This is a genomic window from Pseudomonas sp. (genome assembly GCF_035277045.1).
Classification (GTDB): domain Bacteria; phylum Pseudomonadota; class Gammaproteobacteria; order Pseudomonadales; family Pseudomonadaceae; genus Aquipseudomonas.
In genome coordinates this window covers 32,534-55,347 of sequence record NZ_DATELE010000275.1, presented here as the reverse complement: position 1 = coordinate 55,347, position 22,814 = coordinate 32,534, and the positions used below count along the sequence as shown (strand labels likewise).

Annotated in this window: 23 protein-coding genes; 9 read left to right on the top strand and 14 right to left on the bottom strand. The window is 63.8% G+C overall.

What is annotated here, in order from left to right; translation table 11 throughout:
• Positions 1-52: 52 nt before the first annotated feature.
• Positions 53-1,162, bottom strand: a complete 1,110-nt coding sequence (locus tag VJS90_RS15565) for an ABC transporter ATP-binding protein (RefSeq protein ID WP_324122540.1) — start codon at positions 1,160-1,162, stop codon at positions 53-55.
• Positions 1,159-2,079: an ornithine carbamoyltransferase gene (gene argF / locus VJS90_RS15560; protein WP_324122539.1), complete on the bottom strand. Its 921-nt coding sequence runs from the start codon at positions 2,077-2,079 to the stop codon at positions 1,159-1,161. The genes VJS90_RS15565 and argF overlap by 4 nt, the downstream gene beginning before the upstream one ends.
• A 374-nt stretch (positions 2,080-2,453) precedes the next feature.
• Here argF and VJS90_RS15555 point away from each other — a divergent pair, with 374 nt between their 5' ends.
• Together VJS90_RS15555 and grxD are read left to right on the top strand one after the other, a co-directional pair.
• The gene (locus VJS90_RS15555; protein ID WP_324122538.1) at positions 2,454-4,562 is read left to right on the top strand and encodes a molybdopterin-dependent oxidoreductase; all 2,109 of its coding nucleotides are present in this window, start codon (positions 2,454-2,456) and stop codon (positions 4,560-4,562) included.
• Positions 4,563-4,651: 89 nt separating this feature from the next.
• Positions 4,652-4,984, top strand: a complete 333-nt coding sequence (grxD, locus tag VJS90_RS15550) for a Grx4 family monothiol glutaredoxin (RefSeq protein ID WP_324122537.1) — start codon at positions 4,652-4,654, stop codon at positions 4,982-4,984.
• Positions 4,985-5,053: 69 nt separating this feature from the next.
• On the opposite strand, the gene bfr is transcribed toward grxD, so the two are convergent.
• Positions 5,054-5,524 (bottom strand): bacterioferritin, encoded by a 471-nt coding sequence (gene bfr, locus VJS90_RS15545; protein WP_324122536.1) that lies wholly within the window; start codon positions 5,522-5,524, stop codon positions 5,054-5,056.
• A gap of 200 nt (positions 5,525-5,724) precedes the next feature.
• Positions 5,725-5,943 carry a bacterioferritin-associated ferredoxin gene (locus VJS90_RS15540; protein WP_324122535.1) on the bottom strand — a complete coding sequence of 73 codons (219 nt, stop codon included), beginning with the start codon at positions 5,941-5,943 and terminating at the stop codon, positions 5,725-5,727.
• A 214-nt stretch (positions 5,944-6,157) separates the two neighbouring features.
• Between VJS90_RS15540 and VJS90_RS15535 the strand changes: the two genes are divergently transcribed.
• Positions 6,158-6,760: a peroxiredoxin C gene (locus VJS90_RS15535; RefSeq protein ID WP_324122534.1), complete on the top strand. Its 603-nt coding sequence runs from the start codon at positions 6,158-6,160 to the stop codon at positions 6,758-6,760.
• Between the two features lie 65 nt (positions 6,761-6,825).
• On the opposite strand, the gene rnt is transcribed toward VJS90_RS15535, so the two are convergent.
• Both rnt and pyrC read right to left on the bottom strand, forming a co-directional pair.
• Entirely contained in the window at positions 6,826-7,497 is a 672-nt protein-coding gene (gene rnt / locus VJS90_RS15530) for a ribonuclease T (protein ID WP_324122533.1), read from the bottom strand.
• Entirely contained in the window at positions 7,494-8,540 is a 1,047-nt protein-coding gene (gene pyrC, locus VJS90_RS15525; protein ID WP_324122532.1) for a dihydroorotase, read from the bottom strand. Before pyrC ends, rnt begins: the two co-directional genes overlap by 4 nt.
• A gap of 131 nt (positions 8,541-8,671) precedes the next feature.
• On the opposite strand from pyrC, the gene VJS90_RS15520 reads away from it, so the two are divergent.
• On the top strand, positions 8,672-9,631 hold the full coding sequence (locus tag VJS90_RS15520) for a flagellar protein MotY (protein WP_324122531.1): 960 nt from the start codon (positions 8,672-8,674) through the stop codon (positions 9,629-9,631).
• 127 nt (positions 9,632-9,758) lie between these two features.
• Positions 9,759-10,976 carry an argininosuccinate synthase gene (locus VJS90_RS15515; RefSeq protein ID WP_324122530.1) on the top strand — a complete coding sequence of 406 codons (1,218 nt, stop codon included), beginning with the start codon at positions 9,759-9,761 and terminating at the stop codon, positions 10,974-10,976.
• A gap of 62 nt (positions 10,977-11,038) precedes the next feature.
• Here VJS90_RS15515 and VJS90_RS15510 read toward each other — a convergent pair whose 3' ends face one another.
• Entirely contained in the window at positions 11,039-11,491 is a 453-nt protein-coding gene (locus tag VJS90_RS15510) for a hypothetical protein (RefSeq protein WP_324122529.1), read from the bottom strand.
• A 389-nt stretch (positions 11,492-11,880) separates the two neighbouring features.
• Between VJS90_RS15510 and VJS90_RS15505 the strand changes: the two genes are divergently transcribed.
• The gene (locus VJS90_RS15505) at positions 11,881-12,507 is read left to right on the top strand and encodes a response regulator transcription factor (protein WP_324122528.1); all 627 of its coding nucleotides are present in this window, start codon (positions 11,881-11,883) and stop codon (positions 12,505-12,507) included.
• Positions 12,508-12,612: 105 nt separating this feature from the next.
• Here the strand turns inward: VJS90_RS15505 and VJS90_RS15500 are convergent, their stop codons facing one another.
• The 3 genes from VJS90_RS15500 to metG form a co-directional block, all read right to left on the bottom strand.
• Positions 12,613-12,789 (bottom strand): PA3496 family putative envelope integrity protein, encoded by a 177-nt coding sequence (locus VJS90_RS15500; RefSeq protein ID WP_324122527.1) that lies wholly within the window; start codon positions 12,787-12,789, stop codon positions 12,613-12,615.
• Between the two features lie 105 nt (positions 12,790-12,894).
• The gene (nth, locus tag VJS90_RS15495) at positions 12,895-13,533 is read right to left on the bottom strand and encodes an endonuclease III (RefSeq protein WP_324122526.1); all 639 of its coding nucleotides are present in this window, start codon (positions 13,531-13,533) and stop codon (positions 12,895-12,897) included.
• A 62-nt stretch (positions 13,534-13,595) separates the two neighbouring features.
• Positions 13,596-15,638, bottom strand: coding sequence for a methionine--tRNA ligase (metG, locus tag VJS90_RS15490; protein ID WP_324122525.1), 2,043 nt, complete (start codon positions 15,636-15,638; stop codon positions 13,596-13,598).
• A gap of 158 nt (positions 15,639-15,796) precedes the next feature.
• On the opposite strand from metG, the gene apbC reads away from it, so the two are divergent.
• Positions 15,797-16,891, top strand: a complete 1,095-nt coding sequence (gene apbC / locus VJS90_RS15485) for an iron-sulfur cluster carrier protein ApbC (RefSeq protein ID WP_324122524.1) — start codon at positions 15,797-15,799, stop codon at positions 16,889-16,891.
• A gap of 69 nt (positions 16,892-16,960) precedes the next feature.
• Here the strand turns inward: apbC and VJS90_RS15480 are convergent, their stop codons facing one another.
• On the bottom strand, positions 16,961-17,170 hold the full coding sequence (locus VJS90_RS15480; RefSeq protein WP_324122523.1) for a cold-shock protein: 210 nt from the start codon (positions 17,168-17,170) through the stop codon (positions 16,961-16,963).
• Between the two features lie 340 nt (positions 17,171-17,510).
• Between VJS90_RS15480 and dcd the strand changes: the two genes are divergently transcribed.
• Together dcd and VJS90_RS15470 are read left to right on the top strand one after the other, a co-directional pair.
• Entirely contained in the window at positions 17,511-18,077 is a 567-nt protein-coding gene (gene dcd / locus VJS90_RS15475) for a dCTP deaminase (protein WP_158459780.1), read from the top strand.
• Positions 18,078-18,173: 96 nt separating this feature from the next.
• Complete coding sequence (locus VJS90_RS15470; RefSeq protein WP_324122522.1) at positions 18,174-18,404, top strand: hypothetical protein; 231 nt, start codon at positions 18,174-18,176, stop codon at positions 18,402-18,404.
• Here VJS90_RS15470 and pdeM read toward each other — a convergent pair whose 3' ends face one another.
• The 3 genes from pdeM to VJS90_RS15455 all read right to left on the bottom strand — a co-directional run bounded on the left by pdeM (position 18,405) and on the right by VJS90_RS15455 (position 22,731).
• Positions 18,405-19,064: a ligase-associated DNA damage response endonuclease PdeM gene (gene pdeM / locus VJS90_RS15465; protein ID WP_324122521.1), complete on the bottom strand. Its 660-nt coding sequence runs from the start codon at positions 19,062-19,064 to the stop codon at positions 18,405-18,407.
• The gene (locus VJS90_RS15460; protein ID WP_324122520.1) at positions 19,065-21,536 is read right to left on the bottom strand and encodes a ligase-associated DNA damage response DEXH box helicase; all 2,472 of its coding nucleotides are present in this window, start codon (positions 21,534-21,536) and stop codon (positions 19,065-19,067) included.
• 79 nt (positions 21,537-21,615) lie between these two features.
• On the bottom strand, positions 21,616-22,731 hold the full coding sequence (locus VJS90_RS15455) for a succinylglutamate desuccinylase/aspartoacylase family protein (RefSeq protein ID WP_324122519.1): 1,116 nt from the start codon (positions 22,729-22,731) through the stop codon (positions 21,616-21,618).
• Positions 22,732-22,814 lie beyond the last annotated feature (83 nt).

Genomic DNA, 22,814 nt, shown 5'->3' with positions numbered 1-22,814 from the left:
CGCCTGCATCGAGGGAACGGGACACGCCCGCTCCCTCCGGGTGGCTACCGACTCAGGTTGCCGAACTGTACCGGCGCACGCCCACTTCCTGCGAAGGCAACTGCGCCGCCACGCTACCCGGCACGGCGAACAGCACCAGGTGGTCCGCCGCCACCTCGATCCCCACGTCATGCCCGATCAGGTGGTCGACATGGCTTGGGAAGATCGCTTCCAGCTGACTGCCAGTCGGCAGTTGCAGGCGGTACAGGGTCGAAGCGCCCAGGAAGCTCTTGCCGACGATCCGCGCCTGCAGCTCGCTGCCCGGCGCATGCACGATATCATCGGGACGCAGCAGCACATCCACCGCGCTGCCAGGCGCCATGGTGTAGGCACGATTGCCGCGCAGCTCGCCCAGCTCGGTGTTGACCGCTTCCGGACTGACCAGCTGGCCGCGAATGAAATAGCCCTGGCCGACAAAGCTGGCCACGAAGGGCGTCAGCGGTTCGTGGTACAGGTTGTAGGGTGTATCCCACTGCTCCAGCCGACCTTCCTTGAACACCCCGACGTGGTCGCTGACCGCGAAGGCCTCTTCCTGGTCATGGGTGACCAGGATGGCGCTGGTGCCGCGGCTCTTGAGGATGTCGCGCACCTCGTGGCTCAGGCGCCGGCGCAACTCGACATCAAGGTTGGAGAACGGCTCGTCGAGCAGCAGCAGCTGTGGTTCCGGCGCCAGCGCACGGGCGAGGGCGACGCGTTGCTGCTGGCCACCGGACAGCTCGTGCGGATAACGTCCCCCCAGGCCGCCGAGCTTGACCAGCTCGAGCATCTCTTCGACCACCTCCCGCTGTTGCGGATGCTTGGCGATACCGAAGGCAATGTTCTGAGCCACGGTGAGATGGGGGAACAGCGCGTAGTCCTGGAACACCATGCCGATCCGGCGTTTTTCGGGCGCAAGGGTGAAGCCTGCGCGCGAGATAATCTCGCCAGCCAGCTGGATTTCACCCTCGTGCACCGGCTCGAAACCGGCGATGGCGCGCAAGGTGGTGGTCTTGCCGCAGCCCGAGGAACCCAGCAGGCAACCGATGTCGCCGGCGTTGAGGTGCAGGTTGAGGTTCTGGACGATGCGCTGGTCGCCGTAGCCGCAGGCGAGATTGCGCAGGTTGAGCAGTAGGGGTTGACTCATGCGTGGTGGTAAGCCGGTTCGACAAGAAATTCGAGAAGGGCCTTCTGTGCATGCAGGCGGTTTTCGGCCTGGTCCCAGGCGACCGAACGAGGGTCGTCGAGCAGGTCCAGGCTGATTTCCTCGCCACGGTGGGCGGGCAGGCAGTGCATGAACAGGGCGTCGGGTGCCGCCAGGTCGAGCAGTTCGCGGTTGACCTGATAAGGCGCGAAATGCGCCAGGCGCCGTGCAGTTTCCTCCTCCTGGCCCATGGAAGTCCAGACGTCGGTGCTGACCAGATGTGCGTCGCGCACCGCTTCCTTGGGATCGCGCACGATGCGCACGCGCTCGCCGGCGGCTTCGACAAAGCGCGGATCCGGCTCGTAGCCCTCGGGGCAGGCAACGCGCAGCTGGAAGTCGAACTGCATGGCCGCTTCTATATAGCTGTTGCACATGTTGTTGCCATCGCCGATCCAGGCCACGGTCTTGCCCTGGATAGAGCCGCGGTGCTCGTGGAAGGTCTGCATGTCGGCCAGCAACTGGCACGGGTGCAGGTCATCGGACAGGCCGTTGATCACCGGTACCCGCGAACTGGCGGCGAACTCGGTGAGGGTGCTGTGGGCGAAGGTACGGATCATCACGGCGTCAAGCATGCGCGACATGACGATGGCGCAATCGCCGATCGGCTCGCCGCGACCCAGCTGGGTATCACGCGGCGACAGGAAGATGGCCTGGCCGCCCAGCTGGATCATGCCGGCTTCGAACGACAGGCGGGTACGCGTCGAGGATTTTTCGAAGATCATTCCCAGCACGCGGTTTTTCAGGGGTTCGAACAGCACGCCGCGGTTACGCAGGTCCTTCAGCTCGATGCCGCGACGGATCACGCTCAGCAGCTCGTCGGGCGTGAAATCCATCAGGGAGAGAAAGTGCCTAGCGCTCATGATTGACTACCTTGTTTGCATCGGACTGCAGGTCGACCGTGCCGTTTTTGTTGACGATTTCGAACAACGGAGGTGACCTGCGGCGTTAGCCGCACGGGGCGACGGAAATAGGGAAAGGCGCAATACTATAATTAAATGTCGCCTGAAACCAAGAGGGGCCGTTGGGTCGGTGTATCAAAGGGTTTCCAAAACCCCAAATGCAGGCTGTTTCTTATTTGCTACAGCCGTTTTTACACCGGGCGTGCCGGGTTTTGCAAACCATGGTCGCAAATCGCTCTGCCTGATGTCGTTCGATTCATGGCGCGAAGCCGACTGGCGGGGCCGCAATCCCGAGCGCATAGTCCCCTTTCGGACAACAACAAGCAGAGGCGGCCATGTCCAGCACCCTGCATCACCGGGCCTGTCATCTGTGCGAGGCCATCTGCGGCCTGAACATCGAAGTGCTCCGGCCAGACAACGGCTCCGCCCAGATCACCTCGATCAAGGGCGATCCTGACGATCCTTTCAGCCGTGGCCATATCTGCCCCAAGGCGATAGCGCTGCAGGATATCCAGAACGATCCCGACCGCCTGCGCCAGCCTCACCGACGCATCGGCGAGCGCTGGGAAGCCATCGGCTGGGAAGAGGCATTTACCTTCGCCGCCGACCGGCTCTGGGCCATCCAGCAGGCCCACGGGCACGACGCGGTGGCGGTGTACCAAGGCAATCCCAGCGTGCACAACTATGGCCTGATGACCCACAGCAACTACTTTCTGGGCCTGCTCAAGACCCGCAACCGCTTTTCCGCCACCTCGGTGGACCAGTTGCCCCAGCACCTGACCAGCTACCTGATGTATGGCCATGGCCTGCTGCTGCCGATACCGGACATCGACCACACCAACTTCATGCTGGTGCTGGGCGCCAATCCGCTGGCCTCCAATGGCAGCATCATGACCGTTCCCGACGTCGCCAGGCGGCTCAAGGCCTTGCAGGCCCGTGGCGGCCAACTGGTGGTGATCGACCCCCGGCGCACCGAAACGGCGGAAATCGCCGACCAGCACCTGTTCATTCGCCCAGGCGGGGATGCCGCGCTGCTGTGCGGGTTGCTCGATACCCTGTTCGCCGAAGGCCTTGCGCGGGGCTCGCACCTGCCGGTGCAAGGGCTTGATACCGTGCGCGAGGCTATCGCCCCCTTCACTGCCGAAGCGATGAGCCCTTTGTGCGGTATCGATGCCGGGCGCATCCGCCAGTTGGCGCGTGATTTCGCCGCGGCCGACAAAGCGGTCTGCTATGGGCGCATGGGGGTGTCGACGCAGCCGTTCGGCACGCTGTGCCATTGGCTGGTGCAGGTCATCAACCTGGTGACCGGCAACCTGGACCGGGTCGGCGGCGCGTTGTGCACCGAGCCTGCGGTCGACCTGGTGGCCCACACCTCGGGCGGGCATTTCAATGCCTGGCAGAGCCGGGTCTCCGGGTTGCCCGAATATGGCGGCGAGCTGCCCGTGGCGGCCCTGGCCGAGGAAATCCTGTGCGAGGGCGAAGGGCAGGTGCGGGCGCTGGTCACGGTGGCCGGCAACCCGGTGCTGTCCACTCCCAATGGGCGTCAGCTGGACCAGGCGCTGGAAGGGCTGGAGTTCATGCTCAGCATCGACCTGTACCTGAACGAGACCACGCGCCACGCCGACCTGATCCTGCCGTCCACCTCGGCGCTGGAGAACGACCACTACGACACCACCTTCAACCTGCTGGCAGTGCGCAACATCACGCGCTTCAACCGGGCGATCCTGTCCCGGCCCGAAGGCGCGCTGCACGATTGGGAAATCTTTGTCGGCCTGGCCCAGGCCTTCGCCGAGCGCGCCGAGCTCGAACTCAAGCCGACCGTGCCGCCCGCGCGGATGATCGATACCGGCCTGCGCCAGGGCCGCTATGGCGACGCGTCGCCCTGGCAGCTCTCGCTCGAGACCCTTGACAAGCACCCGCATGGACTGGATCTGGGCGCGCTGCAGGCAAACCTGGCTTCGCGCCTGAAAACGCCAGGGCGGTGCGTCGACGCTGCGCCACAGGTCGTGCTCGACGACCTGCGGCGCCTCGCCCGGCAGGTGCCGGCCGCGGCGAACCAATTACTGCTGATCGGCCGCCGGCACGTGCGCAGCAACAACTCGTGGATGCACAACTACCACCGGCTGGTCAAAGGCAAGCCACGCCACCAGCTGCTGATGCACCCCCGCGATCTGGAGGCACGCCAGCTACAGGACGGCCAACTGGTGGAGGTGAAGTCCCGGGTAGGCAGCGTGCGCGTGCAGGTGCTGGCCAGCGACGAAGTGATGCCCGGGGTGGTGAGCCTTCCCCACGGCTACGGCCACGGACTCGAAGGTGTGCAACTGTCCATCGCCAGCGGCCAGGCCGGGGCCAGCGCCAATGACCTCACCGACGAGCACCTGCGCGACGCGATATCAGGCAACGCCGCCCTCAACGGCGTGCCGGTGGACGTGGTGGCAGCCTGACGAGGCAAGGCCGAGCATGCCGCTCGGGTTTCCTATACAATGCCTCACCGTGCCGACGATGGAGTCGGAAAGTTCAGCCGAGGTGCTTCATGGATATCATCGAAACGATCAAAGAGCAGATTGCCAACAACACCATTCTGCTTTACATGAAAGGCTCGCCAAATGCCCCGCAGTGCGGCTTTTCGGCGAAGGCGGCGCAAGCCGTGATGGGTTGCGGCGAGAAGTTCGCTTACGTCGACATCCTGCAGAACCCCGAGATCCGCGCCAACCTGCCCAAGTACGCCAACTGGCCTACCTTCCCGCAACTGTGGGTGGGCGGCGAGCTGGTCGGTGGCAGCGACATCATGATCGAAATGCACGCCAACGGCGAACTGCAGACCCTGATCAAGGACGCTGTGGCCAAGGCTGCCGACAAGGCATAAGCCTTCGGCAACGAAAAAGCCCCGGCTGAAGAGCCGGGGCTTTTTTCTACCTCATCGCGGCAGGGTCGCTTATTCGCCCATCTGCGACTGCAGGTAGTTCTCCATGCCGATCTTGTCGATCAGGCTCAACTGGGTTTCCAGCCAGTCGATGTGCTCTTCCTCGGACTCGAGGATGTCTTCGAGCAGGTCGCGGCTGCCGAAATCACCGACGGTTTCACAGTGAGCAATGGCGGCCTTGAGGTCGATCAGGGCTTTCTGTTCGATCTTCAGGTCGCACTCGATCATCTCGCGGGTGTGCTCGCCGATCAGCAGCTTGCCCAGGTCCTGGACGTTGGGGATGCCTTCGAGGAAGAGAATACGCTTGATCAGTTTGTCAGCGTGCTTCATCTCGTCGATGGATTCCTTGTACTCGTGCTTGCCGAGCTTATCCAGGCCCCAGTCCTCGTACATGCGCGCATGCAGGAAGTACTGGTTGATGGCGACCAGCTCGTTGGCGAGGATCTTGTTGAGATGCTGGATGACGCTAATGTCGCCTTTCATGCTGGGGCCTGCCCTTCAAAATATGCCGATAAGGCCGATTTTGAGCGCGGCATGTTCTACTGTCAAACCTAAGTTATTGAATAATAAATGAAAATTAATCGGAATAAGAATGTTTTTGAACCGCGTTTTCCCCCTAACTAATTGAATTGCAGGCATAAAAAAACCGGACACAAGGTCCGGTTCTTCAAAAACTGGGGTTTTTACGCCGCGGTAAATTCCACGGGATAGGGCAGGGCGGCCTGGCTGACCTGCAGTTTGGTGAGGGTTTCGCGGACCACCTCCTTGGCGAGGCAGGCGCACTTGCCACACTGGGTGCCCACCTGGGTGGCGGCTCTCACTTCCTTGTAGCTGCAGCATCCTTCATAGATCGCGTCGCGGATCTGTCCGTCGGTTACACCAACACAGAGACACACATACATAAAGTCAGACCATCGCTGGTTGCGGCTTGGATGTTCTGGAGAGTAATGGGAATGAGAATGCTTGTCAAAGCACCGAGGGCCCGCTTTGCGCAGTCGGCGACCAGCGGTTGAATTCGGCCTGTCACCTCAAGCGGTGTATGATGGCCGGCCTTTGTGTGCGCCGAGCGCTCTTGCTCGCTCGGGCCGCGTTTTCAACACCATCAGGAGATATCGAATGAGCGTGCTCGTTGGTAAAAAAGCCCCGGACTTCACCGTCGCCGCCGTGCTGGGCAATGGCGAGATCGTCGACAGCTTCAACCTGGCTTCGGCCATCAAGGGCAAATACGGCCTGGTGTTCTTCTACCCACTGGACTTCACCTTCGTCTGCCCGTCCGAGCTGATCGCCCTGGACAACCGCATCCCTGACTTCCAGGCGCGCAACGTCGAAGTGATCGGCGTGTCGATCGACTCGCACTTCACCCACAACGCCTGGCGCAACACCCCGGTCGAGAAGGGCGGTATCGGCCAGGTCAAGTACACCCTGGCAGCCGACATCTCCCACGAGATCTGCAAGGCCTACGACGTTGAGTCCGAAGGCGGCGTGGCTTTCCGTGGCGCGTTCCTGATCGACGACAAGGGCGTTGTCCGTTCGCAGATCGTCAACGACCTGCCGCTGGGCCGCAACATGGACGAGCTGCTGCGTCTGGTCGATGCCCTGCAGTTCCACGAAGAGCACGGCGAAGTCTGCCCTGCCAACTGGAAGAAAGGCGACAAGGGCATGACCGCATCGCCAGAAGGCGTCGCGGCATACCTGAGCGAGAATGCTGGCAACCTGTAATTGCCACGCATGAAAAAAAACCGGCCTTGATGGCCGGTTTTTTCATGTCCGCGAAAAGGTGCGGCTCAATCGTTGAAATCGCGCCAGCCGCCCATGTCTTTCCAGCGGTTGACGATGCCGCAGAACAGCTCGGCGGTCTTCTCGGTGTCGTAGCGCGCCGAGTGCGCCTCGCGGCCATCGAAATCGATGTCGGCGCTCTGGCAGGCACGGGCCAGCACGGTCTGGCCGTAGGCGAGGCCTGCGAGGGTTGCGGTGTCGAAGCTGGAGAAGGGGTGGAACGGGTTGCGCTTCAGGTCATTGCGCACGACGGCAGCATTCAGGAAGCCCAGGTCGAAGCTGCTGTTGTGGCCGACCAGGATTGCCCGCTTGCAGCCGTTGGCCTTGAGTGCCTTGCGTACCCCACGGAAGATGTCGGTCAGCGCCGACTCCTCGCTCACCGCCATGCGCAGCGGGTGGTCCAGCTTGATGCCGGTGAACTCCAGGGCCGCCTGTTCGATATTGGCGCCCTCGAAAGGCTCTACGCGGAAGAAGTAGGTGTGTTCCGGGAACAGGAAGCCCTTTTCGTCCATGCCGATGGTGACGGCGGCGATTTCCAGCAGCGCGTCGGTCGCGCTGTTGAAGCCGCCGGTCTCGACATCCACCACGACCGGCAGGTAGCCGCGGAAGCGTTCGGCCATCGGGTGACGCGGGCCGCCCGCCTGACCGTCCTGGTCGTCATCATAGCGATCTTCGCTCACGCGTTTTCCTCCAGCAGGCGCCAGCGCAGTGTTTCACCGGCGCGCAGCGGGACGACCGTCTGCTCACCGAAGGGCAGGCTGTCAGGGGCGGTCCACGATTCGCGGACCAGGGTAATGGTACCGGTATTCGCCGGCAGGCCGTAGAAGGCCGGGCCGTGCAGGCTGGCGAAGCCTTCGAGCTTGTCCAGCGCGCCACGCGACTCGAACGCCTCGGCGTACATCTCGATGGCGGCGTAGGCGGTGTAGCAGCCAGCGCAACCGCAGGCATTTTCCTTGGCGTGACGGGCGTGGGGGGCCGAGTCGGTGCCCAGGAAGAACTTGCTGCTGCCGCTGGTGGCCGCGTCCAGCAGCGCCACCTGGTGGGTGTTGCGCTTGAGGATCGGCAGGCAGTAGAAGTGCGGGCGGATACCGCCGACCAGCATGTGGTTGCGGTTGTACAGCAAATGCTGGGCAGTGATGGTCGCGCCGACGTTGGCCGGCGCCTCGTTGACGAACTGCGCGGCATCAGCGGTGGTGATGTGCTCGAAGACCACCTTCAGGGTCGGGAAACGCTCGACCACACGGCGCAGGTGCTCGTCGATGAACAGCTTCTCGCGGTCGAACACGTCGACCTCGCTGCGCGTCACCTCGCCATGCACCAGCAGCAGCATGCCGACTTCGGCCATCGCTTCGAGCGCCGGGAAGATCTTCTCGAGGCTGGTCACGCCCGAGTCGGAGTTGGTCGTCGCGCCCGCCGGGTAGAGCTTGGCGGCATAGACGAAGCCGGTGGCCTTGGCCGCGCGGATTTCCTCGGGTTGGGTGCGGTCGGTGAGGTAGAGCACCATCAGCGGTTCGAAGCGGCTGCCGGCCGGGCGGGCGGCAAGGATGCGCTCACGGTAGGCACCGGCTTCGGCGGCGTTGCGCACCGGCGGTACCAGGTTGGGCATGATGATGGCGCGGGCAAAGGTGCGCGCCACGTCACCGACGGTGTGTGGCAGGACAGCGCCATCGCGAAGATGGATGTGCCAGTCATCGGGACGCAGGAGGGTCAGGCGATCGGACATTGGGGATTCCAGGCGGGTCGAACTCAGGGATGAATGCTACCGGAAAAGCCGGGGTCGAGCACTGGCTATCAAGTTTTACGGGCGCCGACCGATAGCGTGCAGGTATGCCGTGAAAATCTGTGGAGCCGACCGTGCGCCAGCGTTATCTAGCCCTGTTGAGTATGTTTGCCAGCCTGCCGGCCATGGCCCTGACGTTCCAGACCCGCATGGAGAACATCGAGTGGAAGGTCGAGGGCGACCCGTTCGAGTGCCGGTTGATCCAGCCCATCAGCGGGTTTGGCAGCGGTGAGTTCGTGCGCCGCGCGGGCGAGCAGGCGACGTTCCGGTTGCGCTCGACCGGCAGCGTGCTCGGTGGCGGCTCCGCGACCCTGCTCGCCGCAGCGGCGCCCTGGCAACCCGGGCGCGCTGATATCACCCTGGGTTCGGTGCGCCTGGCGCGCAGCGGCGTGCTGTTTACCTCCTCGCAAAGCCAGGCCAGCCGCCTGATCAGCGGGCTGCTCGATGGCCGCAGCACGGTGGTGCGCAACTACGCCGGCGAGGGTGGCCGGGTCATGGAAGTGCGTGTCCTGCCGGTCAGCTTCGGCAAGGCCTTCGACGACTACCAGGCATGTACCGGCAAGCTGCTGGCCATGAACTACGACCAGGTCCGCCAGACCCAGGTCGGCTTCCCCGGGGGTGGCATCGAGCTGGACAACAGCGCCCGCGCACGCCTGGACCTGATCCTCGACTACATGAAGGCCGATCCGACGGTCAATCACATCGAGCTCGACGGGCATTCGGACAACAGCGGCAACCGCCTGACCAACCGTGACGTGTCGCGCCGTCGCGCGCTGGCGGTCATGGAATACTTCAAGGCTCGCGGCGTGCCGGAGGAGCAGGTCACCGTGCGTTTCCACGGCGAACGCTACCCGCTGGCGAAGAATACGACCCCTGCCAACCGGGCGCGCAATCGCCGGGTGAACATCCAGCTGGAGCGGGTGGCGGTGGCCGAGCAGCCGAAGCAGGCTACCCCGGCTGCCGCCGAGGCGAAGCCAGCGGATGACCAGGTGGCCAACGCCCCCGTGCCTGCAGCGGCTCCCACGAAGCCCTGATCGCTACCGTTCGTCGCGGTCTCGACCGTTCTTGTCGCTTTGTCGTCACAAGCTGTCGCCCCACTGTAAATTTCGCGGCAAGACCGGTAGAATCAACGGCTTTCCGTACAACGCGTGGAGTGATGGCATGGCGGACGTAAAAAAGGTCGTACTGGCGTATTCCGGCGGCCTTGATACTTCGGTGATTCTGAAGTGGCTGCAGGATACCTACAACTGCGAAGTGGTGACCTTCACCGCTGACCTGGGTCAGGGCGAGGAGGTCGAGCCGGCCCGCGCCAAGGCCCAGGCCATGGGCGTCAAGGAAATCTACATCGACGACCTGCGCGAGGAATTCGTGCGTGACTTCGTGTTCCCGATGTTCCGCGCCAACACCGTCTACGAAGGCGAGTACCTGCTGGGCACCTCCATCGCCCGTCCGCTGATCGCCAAGCGCCTGATCGAGATCGCCAACGAAACCGGCGCCGACGCCATTTCCCACGGCGCCACCGGCAAGGGTAACGACCAGGTGCGTTTCGAGCTGGGCGCCTACGCGCTGAAGCCAGGCGTCAAGGTCATTGCCCCATGGCGCGAGTGGGACCTGCTGTCCCGCGAGAAGCTGATGGATTACGCCGAGAAGCACGGCATTCCGATCGAGCGCCACGGCAAGAAGAAATCGCCGTACTCGATGGACGCCAACCTGCTGCACATCTCCTACGAAGGCGGTGTCCTGGAAGATACCTGGACCGAGCACGAGGAAGACATGTGGCGTTGGAGCGTCTCGCCAGAGAACGCCCCGGACCAGGCCACCTACATCGAGCTGACCTACCGCAACGGTGACATCGTCGCCATCGACGGCGTCGAGAAGAGCCCTGCCACCGTGCTGGCCGACCTGAACCGTATCGGCGGTGCCAACGGCATCGGCCGCCTGGACATCGTCGAGAACCGCTACGTCGGCATGAAATCCCGTGGCTGCTACGAGACCCCAGGCGGCACCATCATGCTCAAGGCCCACCGCGCCATCGAGTCGATCACCCTGGACCGCGAAGTCGCTCACCTCAAGGATGAGCTGATGCCCAAGTACGCCAGCCTGATCTACACCGGCTACTGGTGGAGCCCGGAGCGTGTGATGCTGCAGCAGATGATCGACGCCTCGCAGGTCAACGTGAATGGCGTGGTTCGCCTGAAGCTGTACAAAGGCAACGTCACCGTTGTCGGCCGCCAGTCGGATGACTCGCTGTTCGACGCCAACATCGCGACCTTCGAGGAAGACGGCGGCGCCTACAACCAGGCCGATGCCGCGGGCTTCATCAAGCTCAACGCCCTGCGCATGCGCATTGCTGCCAACAAGGGCCGCTCGCTGCTGTAAGGCTTGACCGCTGCACAAGAAACCCGGCCTGGCCGGGTTTTTTCATGGGCGGTGCAAAAGCCCTAGCCTGCCGGCTCATGCGGCTCCATGGGTCGTACGTTGAGGGTGATGCAGGTCTGCGTGTCAAGGTTGTAGATCACCCAGCTCACTGCCTTGGTCGCCTGCTGCTCCATGTGGCGCATCACCTGCTTCTCGATGACCGCGCGCGCATCGCTGCCGGACAGGGCAATGGTGATTACCTCCCTCGCGTCGGCGGGCGGCGCGTCTTCAGGCGCCGGCCCTGGCGTTGTGTCAGGGGGTGCCTTGGCAACCGGAATATACAGCGATTTGTAGTTGAAATTGAGCGTGAGGAAAAAAAGCACGGTCAGGAAGAAGGGAAAACACACCAGGAACCACGTGTAGATCGTCTGGCTGCCCTCGCTCAGGAAAGGCAGCGACGCCAGCGCCGAGGCTTCGATGATGCCGGCGAAGATGGCGATGATGGTCAGCGGGCTGGTGGGTTCTAAACGGTTCATGTCTGGGTTGCCTGTCGTTGCGTTGGCCACCTTTAGCACGCTGGCGCCGCGTGCAGAACCGTGCGGCGTTTCGCCACGAGGAAGCAATTCCTGATTCGTAGCCGCTCACCTGGATCACCCAAGGCGCAATTACAGACATTTCCTGCGCTGCGCAGGGATGAATCCAGGGTGGACCTGATGTCGTGTAGTGCTAGTTTTGCTGTGCGGACAGTTCGGGAGCAGTGAAACAGCGACTGTTACCCGATGATGCGCTTTGTAGGAAGTTTCCGTTAATTGCGTAGGTTATGTCCTTCCCTGCAGGTGCGGGGTAAGTCGTGGTCCTCGACCCTGTCCTCTTAGGCTATCGTGCGACTTCAAAACTAGAAAACACCGAAAACTTTGGATATCCCATGAATAAAGTGTTGATCGTGGATGATCACCCGGTTATTCGTCTGGCCGTACGCATGCTGATGGAGCGGCATGGCTATGAGGTCGTGGCGGAAACGGACAATGGCGTGGATGCACTGCAACTGGCACGGGAAAGCCTTCCGGATATCGTCATACTCGACATCGGCATCCCCAAGCTCGATGGGCTCGAAGTCGTGGCCAGGCTCGTGGCCGCCCACCCGGAAACCAGGGTGCTGGTGCTGACGTCCCAGTCAGCCGGTCATTTTTCAATGCGCTGTATGCAGGCGGGGGCGGCAGGGTATGTGTGCAAGCAGCAGGACCTGACCGAACTGCTCAGTGCGATCAAGGCCGTATTGTCGGGCTACAGCTACTTCCCCAACCAGGCGCTGCACAAGGTGCGCGCCAATCTCCATGGCGGCAGCGAAGCCGAGATGGTCGGGCGTTTGTCTGGTCGGGAGATGATGGTGCTGCAGCAACTGGCCCGAGGCAGATCCAACAAGGAAATCGCTGAAGGCATGTTCCTCAGCAACAAGACGGTGAGTACCTACAAGACCCGCCTGCTGCTCAAGCTCAATGCCCGCTCGCTGGTGGACCTGATCGAGCTTGCGCAGCGTCACGGCATCACTTGAAGAGGGCCGCGAAATGCATGTCCGGGGATGTGCAGTGCCGCATGAGTGGGGCGCCGCGGTGGCGGCGCTCGTTCTCAGGGGCACCCGGACACTCGGGCGTACCCGTCACAGATCAAAGTCATAGTCGGCCAGCTGCCGCTTCAGGCGCCGCTCTTCGAGCAGGTTGTCGATGGTGCGGCGCTTGTCGAGGTTGGTCTTGGCCGGCTCGGCCTCGGGCTCGTCGTCATCGGTACTGGTGAAGTCTTCGTCGATCGCCAGGTCTTCTTTTTCATCGGTGCTCATAAGTCACTCCAGGCCATCAGGGCCGTTGGCCGACCTTATAACGAGAATCTCGAAGCGGGTAAAAAAGATTTTTTCAATCGCGATGGACGGATCTTCACTATCAGCTTAATCGTCGCTGGTTTTGTGCTTGTACTCGCACAGGTCCTCGATGCGGCAACTGCCACACCTTGGCTTGCGCGCCTGGCACACGTACCTGCCATGCAGGATCAACCAGTGGTGGGCATCGAGCAGGTAGTCCCTGGGGACAAACTTCAGCAGCTTCTTCTCCACCTCCAGCACGTTCTTGCCGGGCGCGATGCCCGTGCGGTTGCTGACGCGGAAGATGTGCGTGTCGACCGCCATGGCGACCTGGCGAAACGCGGTGTTGAGCACGACGTTGGCGGTCTTGCGGCCGACCCCTGGCAAGGCTTCGAGCGCCTCGCGGGTCTGCGGCACTTCGCTGCCGTGCTGCTCGACCAGCAAGCGACAGGTTTCGATGACATTCTTCGCCTTGCTGTTGTACAGGCCGATGGTCTTGATATAGGCGCTCAGGCCCTCGACGCCCAAGGCAAGGATCGCTTCCGGTGTATTGGCCACCGGGTACAGCCTGGCGGTGGCCTTGTTCACGCCGACATCGGTGGCCTGGGCCGAAAGAATCACGGCGATCAGCAGCTCGAAAGGCGTGGTATAGGCCAGCTCGGTCTTGGGTTCGGGGTTGTCTTCATGCAGCCTGCGAAAGATTTCGAGGCGTTTGGCAGCGTTCATCGGGTTCAGGTCAGGAGCGGGGGAGAGGAATGCCCCGGCCTTGGCTGGCCGGGGCAGGAGGCTTACTTGATGCGCTGGCCAGGTTTCGCGCCGCTGTCCGGGCTCAGCAGGTAGATTTCTTCACCGCCGGGTCCTGCGGCCATGACCATGCCTTCGGAGACGCCAAAGCGCATCTTGCGCGGCTTGAGGTTGGCCACCATCATGGTCAGCCGGCCTTCGAGCTGGGCCGGATCCGGATAGGCAGACTTGATGCCGGAGAACACGTTGCGCTGCTCGTCACCGATATCCAGGGTCAGGCGCAGCAGCTTGTCGGCGCCTTCCACGGCTTCGGCCTTGAGGATCAGCGCGACGCGCAGGTCGACCGCAGCAAAGGTGTCGAACTCGATTTCGGCCGACAGGGGCTCCTTGACCAGCTCGCCATTGCCGGCGGGGGCCACGCTGCCCTGGGCCGCGGCCAGGTCTTCCTTGCTCGCTGCGACCATCGCCTCGACCTTGGCAGGCTCGATGCGGCTCATCAGCGCCTTGAACGGGTTCAGCGTGTGGTTCTCGAGGCGAGTCTGGTGATCGGCCCAGGTCAGCGGAGCGACGTTGAGGAACGCCTCGGCGTCGGCGGCCAGCAGTGGCAACACAGGCTTGAGGAAGACCACCAGCTGACGGAACAGGTTGATGCCCTGGGCGCAGATCGCCTGGACTTCATCCTGCTTGCCTTCCTGCTTGGCCAGCGACCATGGCGCCTTGTCGGCGATCCAGGCGTTGGCGCGATCGGCCAGGCCCATGATCTCGCGCATGGCGCGGGCAAAGTCACGCACCTCGTAGGCGTCGGCGATGGACGGCGCGGCGGCGAGGAAGGCCTCGGTCAGCTCCGGGGCTGCGTCGCCCTCGACCATCACGCCGTCATTGCCCTTGTGGATGAAGCCCGCGCAGCGGCTGGCGATATTGACCACCTTGCCGACCAGGTCGGAGTTGACCTTCTGCACGAAGTCTTCAAGGTTCAGGTCCAGGTCATCGACGCCGCGGCCCAGCTTGGCTGCATAGTAGTAGCGCAGGTATTCGGGCTGCAGGTGGTCGAGGTAGGTGCGGGCCTTGATGAAGGTACCGCGCGACTTGGACATCTTGGCGCCGTTGACGGTCAGGTAGCCGTGCACGTTGATCGCGGTCGGCTTGCGCAAGCCCGCGCCCTGGAGCATGGCTGGCCAGAACAGCGCGTGGAAGTTGACGATGTCCTTGCCGATGAAATGGTACAGCTCGGCCTTGGAGTCCTTGTTCCAGAATGCGTCGAAATCGAGTTCCGGGCGACGGTCGCAGAGGTTCTTGAAGCTGGCCATGTAGCCGATCGGCGCGTCCAGCCACACGTAGAAGTATTTGCCTGGCGCGTCTGGAATCTCGAAGCCGAAGTACGGGGCATCGCGGGAGATGTCCCACTCCTGCAGGCCCGAATCGAGCCACTCGGCGAGCTTGTTGGCGACCGCGTCCTGCAGCGTGCCGCTGCGGGTCCAGTCCTGCAGCATGGCCTGGAAATCCGGCAGCTTGAAGAAGAAATGCTGGGAATCGCGCAGCACCGGGGTGGCACCGGAAATCGCCGACTTGGGATTCTTCAGCTCGGTCGGCTCATAGGTGGCGCCGCACTTCTCGCAGTTGTCGCCGTACTGGTCGTCCGCCGCGCACTTGGGGCAGGTGCCCTTGATGAAGCGGTCCGCCAGGAACATGTTCTTGTCCGGGTCGAAATACTGGGTCACCGAACGGGTGGCGATGTGGCCGGCGTCGCGCAGCTTCAGGTAGATCTGGCTGGACAGCGCACGGTTTTCATCGGAGTGGGTCGAATGGAAATTGTCGAAGTCCACCAGGAAATCGGCGAAGTCGCCGGTGTGCTCGGCCTGAACATTGGCGATTAGCTGCTCAGGGGTGATGCCTTCCTTTTCGGCGCGCAGCATGATGGCCGAGCCGTGGGCGTCGTCGGCGCAGACATAGATGCACTGGTTGCCGCGCAGTTTCTGGAAGCGGACCCACATGTCAGTCTGGATGTACTCGAGCATGTGGCCCAGGTGGATGGATCCATTGGCATAGGGCAGGGCGCTGGTAACGAGAATCTGACGGGGCTCGGACATGTTGGCTCGGCTATCTTCGGCTACTTGGGTAATGAAAGGGTGATCGGCCACTATAAAGGCCCAGGCGATTTATTTCACCCCATGCACGCATCTGCTGACGGCTGACGGGTTAGCATAGACGTCTGTTTTTCCACTCAGCCTTCACAACGGGAGCCTCCATGAGTGCCGTCACGCGTGCCGCCGTCGAAGCCGTGCTTCGCCTGTACAACGACCCTTACCTGAACCTGGACCCGGTCAGCGCCGGTTGTGTCCAGGCCATCGATATCCAGGGCGGGCAGGTCAATGTGCGCCTGCAACTGGGCTATGCCGCAGGACTGTTCAGCAACGGCTGGGCCCAGGTACTGCAAACGGCCATCGAAGGCATCGACGGCGTGGCCGGCGCCCGTGTCGAGATCACCACGGTGATCGCCGCGCACAAGGCCCAGGCCCAGGTGCCGGGCCTGGCCAACGTCAAGAACATCATCGCCGTGGCCTCGGGCAAGGGTGGCGTGGGCAAGTCGACCACCGCGGCCAACCTTGCCTTGGCGCTGGCCCGCGAGGGCGCCCGGGTGGGCATTCTCGATGCCGACATCTATGGCCCTAGCCAAGGGGTGATGTTCGGGATCCCCGAGGGTACCCGGCCACAGATCCGCGAGCAGAAGTGGTTCGTGCCGATCAAGGCTCACGGCGTCGAAGTCATGTCGATGGCATTTCTGACCGACGACAACACGCCGATGGTGTGGCGTGGCCCGATGGTCTCGGGGGCGTTGCTGCAGTTGGTGACCCAGACCGCCTGGGATGACCTCGACTATCTGGTCATCGACATGCCGCCAGGCACGGGCGATATCCAGCTGACCCTCGCGCAGAAGGTGCCAGTGGCAGGCTCGGTGATTGTCACCACGCCGCAGGACCTGGCCCTGCTGGATGCCAAAAAGGGTGTGGAGATGTTCCGCAAGGTCAACATTCCGGTGCTCGGCGTGGTCGAGAACATGGCCGTGCACATCTGCTCCAGCTGTGGCCATGCCGAGCACCTGTTCGGTGAAGGCGGCGGCGAGAAGCTGGCCACGCAGTACGGTGTCGAGCTGCTGGCGTCGTTGCCGTTGTCGATGCTGATCCGCGAGCAGGCCGACAGCGGCAAGCCCACCACGATCGCCGAGCCCGAGAGCCAGATCGCCATGGTCTACCAGGAGCTGGCGCGCCAGGTCGGGGCGCGTATCGTCCTGCAGGAAGCCGCGGCACCGGCGATGCCGAGCATTACCATCAGCGAAGACTGAGGGGCCCGCCCTTTGGGGCAGGCATAAAAAAACCCGCCAATTGGCGGGTTTTTTCAGCTAGCGGCTAAATCAGCCCAGCTGTACTTCTTCAGCCTGCATGCCTTTCTGGCCGCGGGTAGCGACGAAAGTAACAGCCTGGCCTTCTTTCAGGGTCTTGAAGCCGTCAGCCTGGATGGCTTTGAAGTGTACGAACAGGTCGTCACCGGATTGTGGGGTGATGAAGCCGTAGCCTTTTTCATCGTTGAACCACTTGACGGTGCCGCTTTGACGATTGGACATGTTGAGTCTCCTTGGACTGAGTTAACTACGGCGCAGGAAACGCCCTGGCCGAGACTGAGTGCAAAGAGCAGGAAAATTCGAAGATGGGCGATCGTAATCTTGCATCAGACAGACATTCTCGGTGACGGTGCAGCACAGTGGCGACACCATAACCCACTTTCCGGAACCTGCCAATGGCCAGGTAGCGCTTTACGCGAAATCGGACTGACGGCAGCACGCTGGGCGGCAGGCCGCGCCAGCCGTGGATTTGAGGGTCAGGCCAGGCGATGGAACTTTATAGGCGCGGCCGAGCCCGGTAAGATGCACCCTCTTTTTCATCCCGCTATTCAGGACACCCGCCATGAGCATCAAATCGGACAAGTGGATTCGCCGCATGGCGCAGGAACACGGCATGATCGAACCGTTCGTCGAGCGCCAGGTGCGTGGCGACAGCGACAGCCGGGTGATTTCCTTCGGCGTGTCCAGCTACGGCTACGATGTGCGCTGCGCCGACGAGTTCAAGGTGTTCACCAACATCAACTCGGCCACCGTCGACCCGAAGAACTTCGATGCCGGCAGCTTTGTCGACGTCAAGAGCGACGTGTGCATCATTCCGCCAAACTCCTTCGCCCTGGCCCGCACCGTCGAGTACTTCCGTATTCCGCGCAATGTGCTGACCATCTGCCTGGGCAAGAGCACCTATGCCCGCTGCGGGATCATCGTCAATGTCACGCCGCTGGAGCCTGAGTGGGAAGGCCACGTGACCCTGGAATTCTCCAATACCACCACGCTGCCGGCGAAGATCTACGCCAATGAAGGCGTGGCCCAGATGCTGTTCCTCGAGTCCGATGAAGAGTGCGAAGTGTCCTACAAGGACCGTGGCGGCAAGTACCAGGGACAGCGTGGCGTTACCCTGCCGCGCACCTGAGTCGACGAAGCGCGGGAATTAGTTGTGCCATTGGCACTCCAACAGGGTGTATGACGGTCCGCATGACGCGGGCCATTCAACGCCCAGGAGCCGCCTATGAAACTCGATCCCGTCATCAGCGCCAAGCTCGCCGTGCTGCAGCCCAACCACATCGGGATGCTGGCGTGGACGCTTCTGGCGCACCCGCAGGTGTCGCTGCACGCAGGGGGTGTGCCCGGTCAGCCGGATCCGGATACCCCGCAGCCCGCGCAACCCGGCGATACCCCGCCGATGGAGCCTGGCGAACCAACCCTGCCAGATGAGCCGCCACCAGCACCGGTGGCCTGATCACCCGCGCAGGCGCCAGACCTTGCCGGCGCCCGCCAGGTACAGGCGGGTTCCAGGCGCGGGGTCGACGTTCCAGCCGCCAGTGAATTCGCCAAAGGCCGGTAGCAGGCTGACCTGCTTGTCCAGTACGTAACAGGGCAACCGCAAGCGCTGGCGTCCTCGTCCCCGCAGTATGTGGACCGGGTGAACGTGCCCGGCCAGCACCGGGTGCGTCGGGTGAGGCTCGGGCTCGTGCCGCAGGGCAAACGGGCCCATCATCCATGGCTCCTCCACCACCTCGATACCCAGGCTCGCAGGCGGATCGCCTGCGTGGCGGTCATGGTTGCCGCGAATCAGCACGATGTTCACCCCTGCGTGGCGTTCGCGCCAGGCCTGCAGGCGTGCCAGGGTCGCTGGCGCTCGGGCAGTGCGGGCGTGAAGAAAATCCCCCAGCACGATCAGCTGCTCGCTGGGGTACGCCGCCAGCAGCGCGTCCAGCCGCGTCAACGTCGCTTCGGTGGTGCCGCGTGGCACTGGCTGGTGCAAGGCACGGTAGCTGGCTGCCTTGCCGATATGCACATCAGCCAGCAGCAACGCCTTGCGCGAGGGCCAGTAGATGCCATGGTCGCCCAGCAGCCAGAGGGTTTCGCCGCAATGTTCCACGGCCAGGTAGTCTTCCATTCAGAGGCCTCTCGTCGCGGCTTTTTCCAGGTCGGCCACCATGCGCGCGATGCGGTCGGCCAGTTTTTCGGTGGTCAGGGTTTCACGCATGCCTTCCACCAGCAGGGCGAACGCCAGCGGGCCGGGCCTGCGCAGGGCGCGCAGGTCAAGCCGCAACTCGCCCAGCTTGATGAGCTGAGCCTGCAGGCGCTCGATCTCGAGCTCCTCGCGCAGCACCTCGTCGCGCGCCTGGCCTAGTAACAGGTTGCCCGCGTCGTGCTTGCGGAACACTTCGTAGAACAGCCCGCTCGACGCCTGGATCTGGCGCATGCTCTTTTGCGCCGCCGGGTAGCCACCAAACACCAGCCCGGAGATCTGCGCGATCTCACGAAAGCGGCGCAGCGCCATCTCGCCGGCGTTCAGGCTGGCCAGCACGTCCTCGAGCAGATTGTCTGGCGCGAGGGCCGCCGGGAGGTGGTTGGCCCAGTCAACCTCGCTGGGGCTGAGCAATTCGAAGCCGTAGTCGTTGACCGCGATCGATACGCTTAGCGGTTGATGGCGACTGACGCGCCAGGCAATCAGGTTGGCCAGGCCGAGGTTGGCCATGCGTCCGGCGAAAGGGTAGAGGAACAGGTGCGAGCCTTGGCGCGTGCTCAGGGTTTCAGCCAGCAGGCTGGCCTGGGTAGGCAGCGCCGACCAGCTGGCCTGCAGGCTCAGCAGAGGACGCACGGCCCGCAGCTCCGGGCCCTCGAAGCGGCCGTGGGCGGCAGCGTCCAGCTGCTCGACCAGGGCGTCGGCCAGCTCGCTCGATAGCGGCATGCGCCCGCCATTCCAGCGCGCCACCGCGGCCTTGCGGGCGGTGCTGCGGCGCACGTACGCGGTCATGTTCTCGACCCGCACCAGCTCCAGGATACGGCCGGCGAAGACCAGGGTATCCCCTGGGCGCAGCCGTGAGATGAACGCCTCCTCGACGCTTCCCAGGCTTTTGCCACCGCCGCCCTTGCTCCAGTACTTGAGCTGGATGCTGGCATCGCTGACGATGGTGCCGATGCCCATGCGATGCCGGCGCGCCAGGCGCTCGCTGGCCACTCGCCAGATGCCGTCGGGGTGCGCTTCGACGCGCTGGTAGTCGGGATAGGCGGTCAGCGAGCTGCCGCCATGGCAGACAAAATCCAGCGCCCATTGCCACTGGCTGTCGCGCAAATCACGAAACGCCCAGGTGGCGCGCACCTCCGTGAGCAGCTCTTGCGGGCGAAAGCCTGCGCCCAGCGCCATGCTGACCAGGTGCTGCACCAGCACGTCCATGCTGAGCTGGGGCGAGCGGCGCGCCTCGATATGGCCGGCGGCCAGGGCGTGGCGGGCTGCCGCTGCCTCGACCAGTTCCAGGCTGTGGGTGGGCACCAGGGTGATGCGCGAGGGGCGGCCAGGGGCGTGGCCCGAGCGGCCGGCGCGCTGCATCAGCCGCGCGATGCCCTTGGCCGAACCGATCTGCAGTACGCGCTCCACGGGCAGGAAGTCGACGCCAAGGTCGAGGCTGGAGGTGCAGATCACCGCCTTCAAGGCGCCTTCCTTCAGGCTGCGCTCGACCCAGTCGCGGGTATGGCGCGCCAGCGAGGCGTGGTGCAGGGCAATCAGCCCGGCCCAGTCGGGACGGGAATCAAGCAGCGCCTGATACCACAGTTCGGCCTGGGCACGGGTGTTGGTGAACACCAGGCAGCTCTGGCTGGCGTCGATCTGGTCGCGGACCTGGTCGAGCATCTTCAGGCCCATGTGGCCCGCCCAGGGAAAGCGCTCGATCTCGGCCGGCAGCAACGTGTCGACCACGATGCGCTTGTCTTGGCGCCCTTCGACCAGTTCGCCGCCCGCGGGCAACAGCACCTCGAGGGCGTGGGGCAGGTTGCCCAGGGTAGCCGAGAGGCCCCAGACCACCAGGCCTGGGTGCCAGCGGCGCAAGCGTGCCAGGGCCAGCTGCAGCTGCACGCCACGCTTGTTGCCGAGCAGTTCGTGCCATTCGTCCACCACCACCATGCGCAGGCTTGAGAAGTCGCTGACGGCCTGTTCGCGGGTCAGCAGCAGGGTCAGGCTTTCGGGGGTGGTGATCAGCGCGCTGGGCAGGCGCCGTGCCTGACGGGCGCGCTCGGCGCTGCCGGTGTCGCCGCTGCGCACGCCGACGCTCCAGGGCAGTTGCAGGTCGTCCAGCGGCGCCTGCAACGCCCGGGCGGTGTCGGCGGCAAGCGCGCGCATCGGCGTGATCCACAGCACCTGCAGCGGCGCAGGCGGCGGCGGTCGCTTGCCGGTGGCAGGCGATGCCGGCCGGGCGAGGGCGCGGAGGGCGGCCAGCCACACCGCGTAGGTCTTGCCCGAGCCGGTACTGGCGTGCAGCAGTCCCGACTCGCCCCGGCCCACGGCGGCCCATACCCGGCGCTGGAAAGCAAACGGCGTCCAGCCACGCGTGGCGAACCAGGAACCTGCGAGGTCAGCGGGTGAAGGCATGCAATCGGCCACGAGCGTGAGGTATGTGTCTTCACAGACCGCTGGCTGTGCGCTTTAGTTTTACCGCGCTGGCGCGGGCTCAGGGCGCCAGCAGGTAGCCGCTGCGACAGACCTGCTCGCCCGCGACATGGGCGACGACCATGCCCGCCGTGGCCATGCGCCGCGCCGTGCGCGCGTACATCAGGCCGGCCTGGCTGTTGCGCAGCGGGGTGACCTGGTCGCTCAGCGGGTCGATGATCTCGGCGATCAGCTCGCCCGCCTTCAGGTATTGCCCAGGCTGGGCATGAAACACCAGCAGGCCGCCAAGCGGCGCCGCCACCGGCTCCACCGCCGCCAGCGGAGTGGCGGGGTGGGGCAATTCGGGCAGGGGCGGGACTTCCCCTTCGATCACCCCCTGGTGGGTCAGGTAATCGAGGATCGCCTGGCAGTCGCCGCTCGCCAGCTCATGACTCACATCGCCCTGGCCGCGCAGCTCGACAGTGACCGAGAAACTGCCCAAGGGAATCGGGAACCGCTTGGCGAAGCGCTGCTGCAGCTGCCACCACACCAGGGTGAAGCACTCGTCGAAGGACTGCCCGCCGGAGTCGGTGGCCAGCAGACTGGCCTGGGCGCCCAGGTAGCGCGCCAGCGGCTCGACCCGGGGCCAGGCCTCAGGTGTGGTGTAGAGGTGCTCGACAGCCTCGTAGTCGCAATGCAGGTCGAGGATCAGGTCGGCATCGCAGGCCAGGCGTTGCAGGGTCAGGCGCAGCGATTGCAGTGGCGTGTGCGCGGCATGGGCCTCGAGCGCATTGCGCAGGCTCTCGCGGATCAGCGCGACGTTGTGGGCCGGCTCCTGGTTGAGCCGCGCCTCGATCTGATCGCCGATGCTGTCGCTCAGGTCGACGAAGTGGCGGTTGAAGTTTTCGCCGCTCTGCAGCTCGAAACGCCCCAGCGGGGCATCCAGCAGTACCTGTTCAAGGCCCACCGGGTTGGCGATCGGCACCAGGATCACTTCGCCTTGCAGGCGGCCCTGGCGCTCGAGCTCGGCCAGGCGCTGCTTGAGGTGCCAGGCCACCAGCATGCCGGGCAGTTCGTCGGCATGCAGCGAGGCCTGGATGTAGACCTTGCGGCCACCCTGGGGGCCGAAATGAAAGCTGTGGATCTGGCGGGCGATGCCAGGGACGGGCGTGAGCAGTGCGTGGGTCAAGGGGTGCATGGCAATCCTGGGCGGCGATGCAGGCCGCTCTGCGGCAACGGGCAAGGAAACAATACAAGCATAACCTTGACGATCGCGCAGCC

Bases quoted from the DNA above. Each gene is read 5' to 3' on its own strand.
- VJS90_RS15565 (WP_324122540.1), bottom strand. From the start codon at position 1,162: ATGAGTCAACCCCTACTGCTCAACCTGCGCAATCTCGCCTGCGGCTAC.
- argF (WP_324122539.1), bottom strand. From the start codon at position 2,079: ATGAGCGCTAGGCACTTTCTCTCCCTGATGGATTTCACGCCCGACGAG.
- VJS90_RS15555 (WP_324122538.1), top strand. From the start codon at position 2,454: ATGTCCAGCACCCTGCATCACCGGGCCTGTCATCTGTGCGAGGCCATC.
- grxD (WP_324122537.1), top strand. From the start codon at position 4,652: ATGGATATCATCGAAACGATCAAAGAGCAGATTGCCAACAACACCATT.
- bfr (WP_324122536.1), bottom strand. From the start codon at position 5,524: ATGAAAGGCGACATTAGCGTCATCCAGCATCTCAACAAGATCCTCGCC.
- VJS90_RS15540 (WP_324122535.1), bottom strand. From the start codon at position 5,943: ATGTATGTGTGTCTCTGTGTTGGTGTAACCGACGGACAGATCCGCGAC.
- VJS90_RS15535 (WP_324122534.1), top strand. From the start codon at position 6,158: ATGAGCGTGCTCGTTGGTAAAAAAGCCCCGGACTTCACCGTCGCCGCC.
- pyrC (WP_324122532.1), bottom strand. From the start codon at position 8,540: ATGTCCGATCGCCTGACCCTCCTGCGTCCCGATGACTGGCACATCCAT.
- VJS90_RS15515 (WP_324122530.1), top strand. From the start codon at position 9,759: ATGGCGGACGTAAAAAAGGTCGTACTGGCGTATTCCGGCGGCCTTGAT.
- VJS90_RS15510 (WP_324122529.1), bottom strand. From the start codon at position 11,491: ATGAACCGTTTAGAACCCACCAGCCCGCTGACCATCATCGCCATCTTC.
- VJS90_RS15505 (WP_324122528.1), top strand. From the start codon at position 11,881: ATGAATAAAGTGTTGATCGTGGATGATCACCCGGTTATTCGTCTGGCC.
- VJS90_RS15500 (WP_324122527.1), bottom strand. From the start codon at position 12,789: ATGAGCACCGATGAAAAAGAAGACCTGGCGATCGACGAAGACTTCACC.
- nth (WP_324122526.1), bottom strand. From the start codon at position 13,533: ATGAACGCTGCCAAACGCCTCGAAATCTTTCGCAGGCTGCATGAAGAC.
- metG (WP_324122525.1), bottom strand. From the start codon at position 15,638: ATGTCCGAGCCCCGTCAGATTCTCGTTACCAGCGCCCTGCCCTATGCC.
- apbC (WP_324122524.1), top strand. From the start codon at position 15,797: ATGAGTGCCGTCACGCGTGCCGCCGTCGAAGCCGTGCTTCGCCTGTAC.
- VJS90_RS15480 (WP_324122523.1), bottom strand. From the start codon at position 17,170: ATGTCCAATCGTCAAAGCGGCACCGTCAAGTGGTTCAACGATGAAAAA.
- dcd (WP_158459780.1), top strand. From the start codon at position 17,511: ATGAGCATCAAATCGGACAAGTGGATTCGCCGCATGGCGCAGGAACAC.
- VJS90_RS15470 (WP_324122522.1), top strand. From the start codon at position 18,174: ATGAAACTCGATCCCGTCATCAGCGCCAAGCTCGCCGTGCTGCAGCCC.
- pdeM (WP_324122521.1), bottom strand. From the start codon at position 19,064: ATGGAAGACTACCTGGCCGTGGAACATTGCGGCGAAACCCTCTGGCTG.
- VJS90_RS15460 (WP_324122520.1), bottom strand. From the start codon at position 21,536: ATGCCTTCACCCGCTGACCTCGCAGGTTCCTGGTTCGCCACGCGTGGC.
- VJS90_RS15455 (WP_324122519.1), bottom strand. From the start codon at position 22,731: ATGCACCCCTTGACCCACGCACTGCTCACGCCCGTCCCTGGCATCGCC.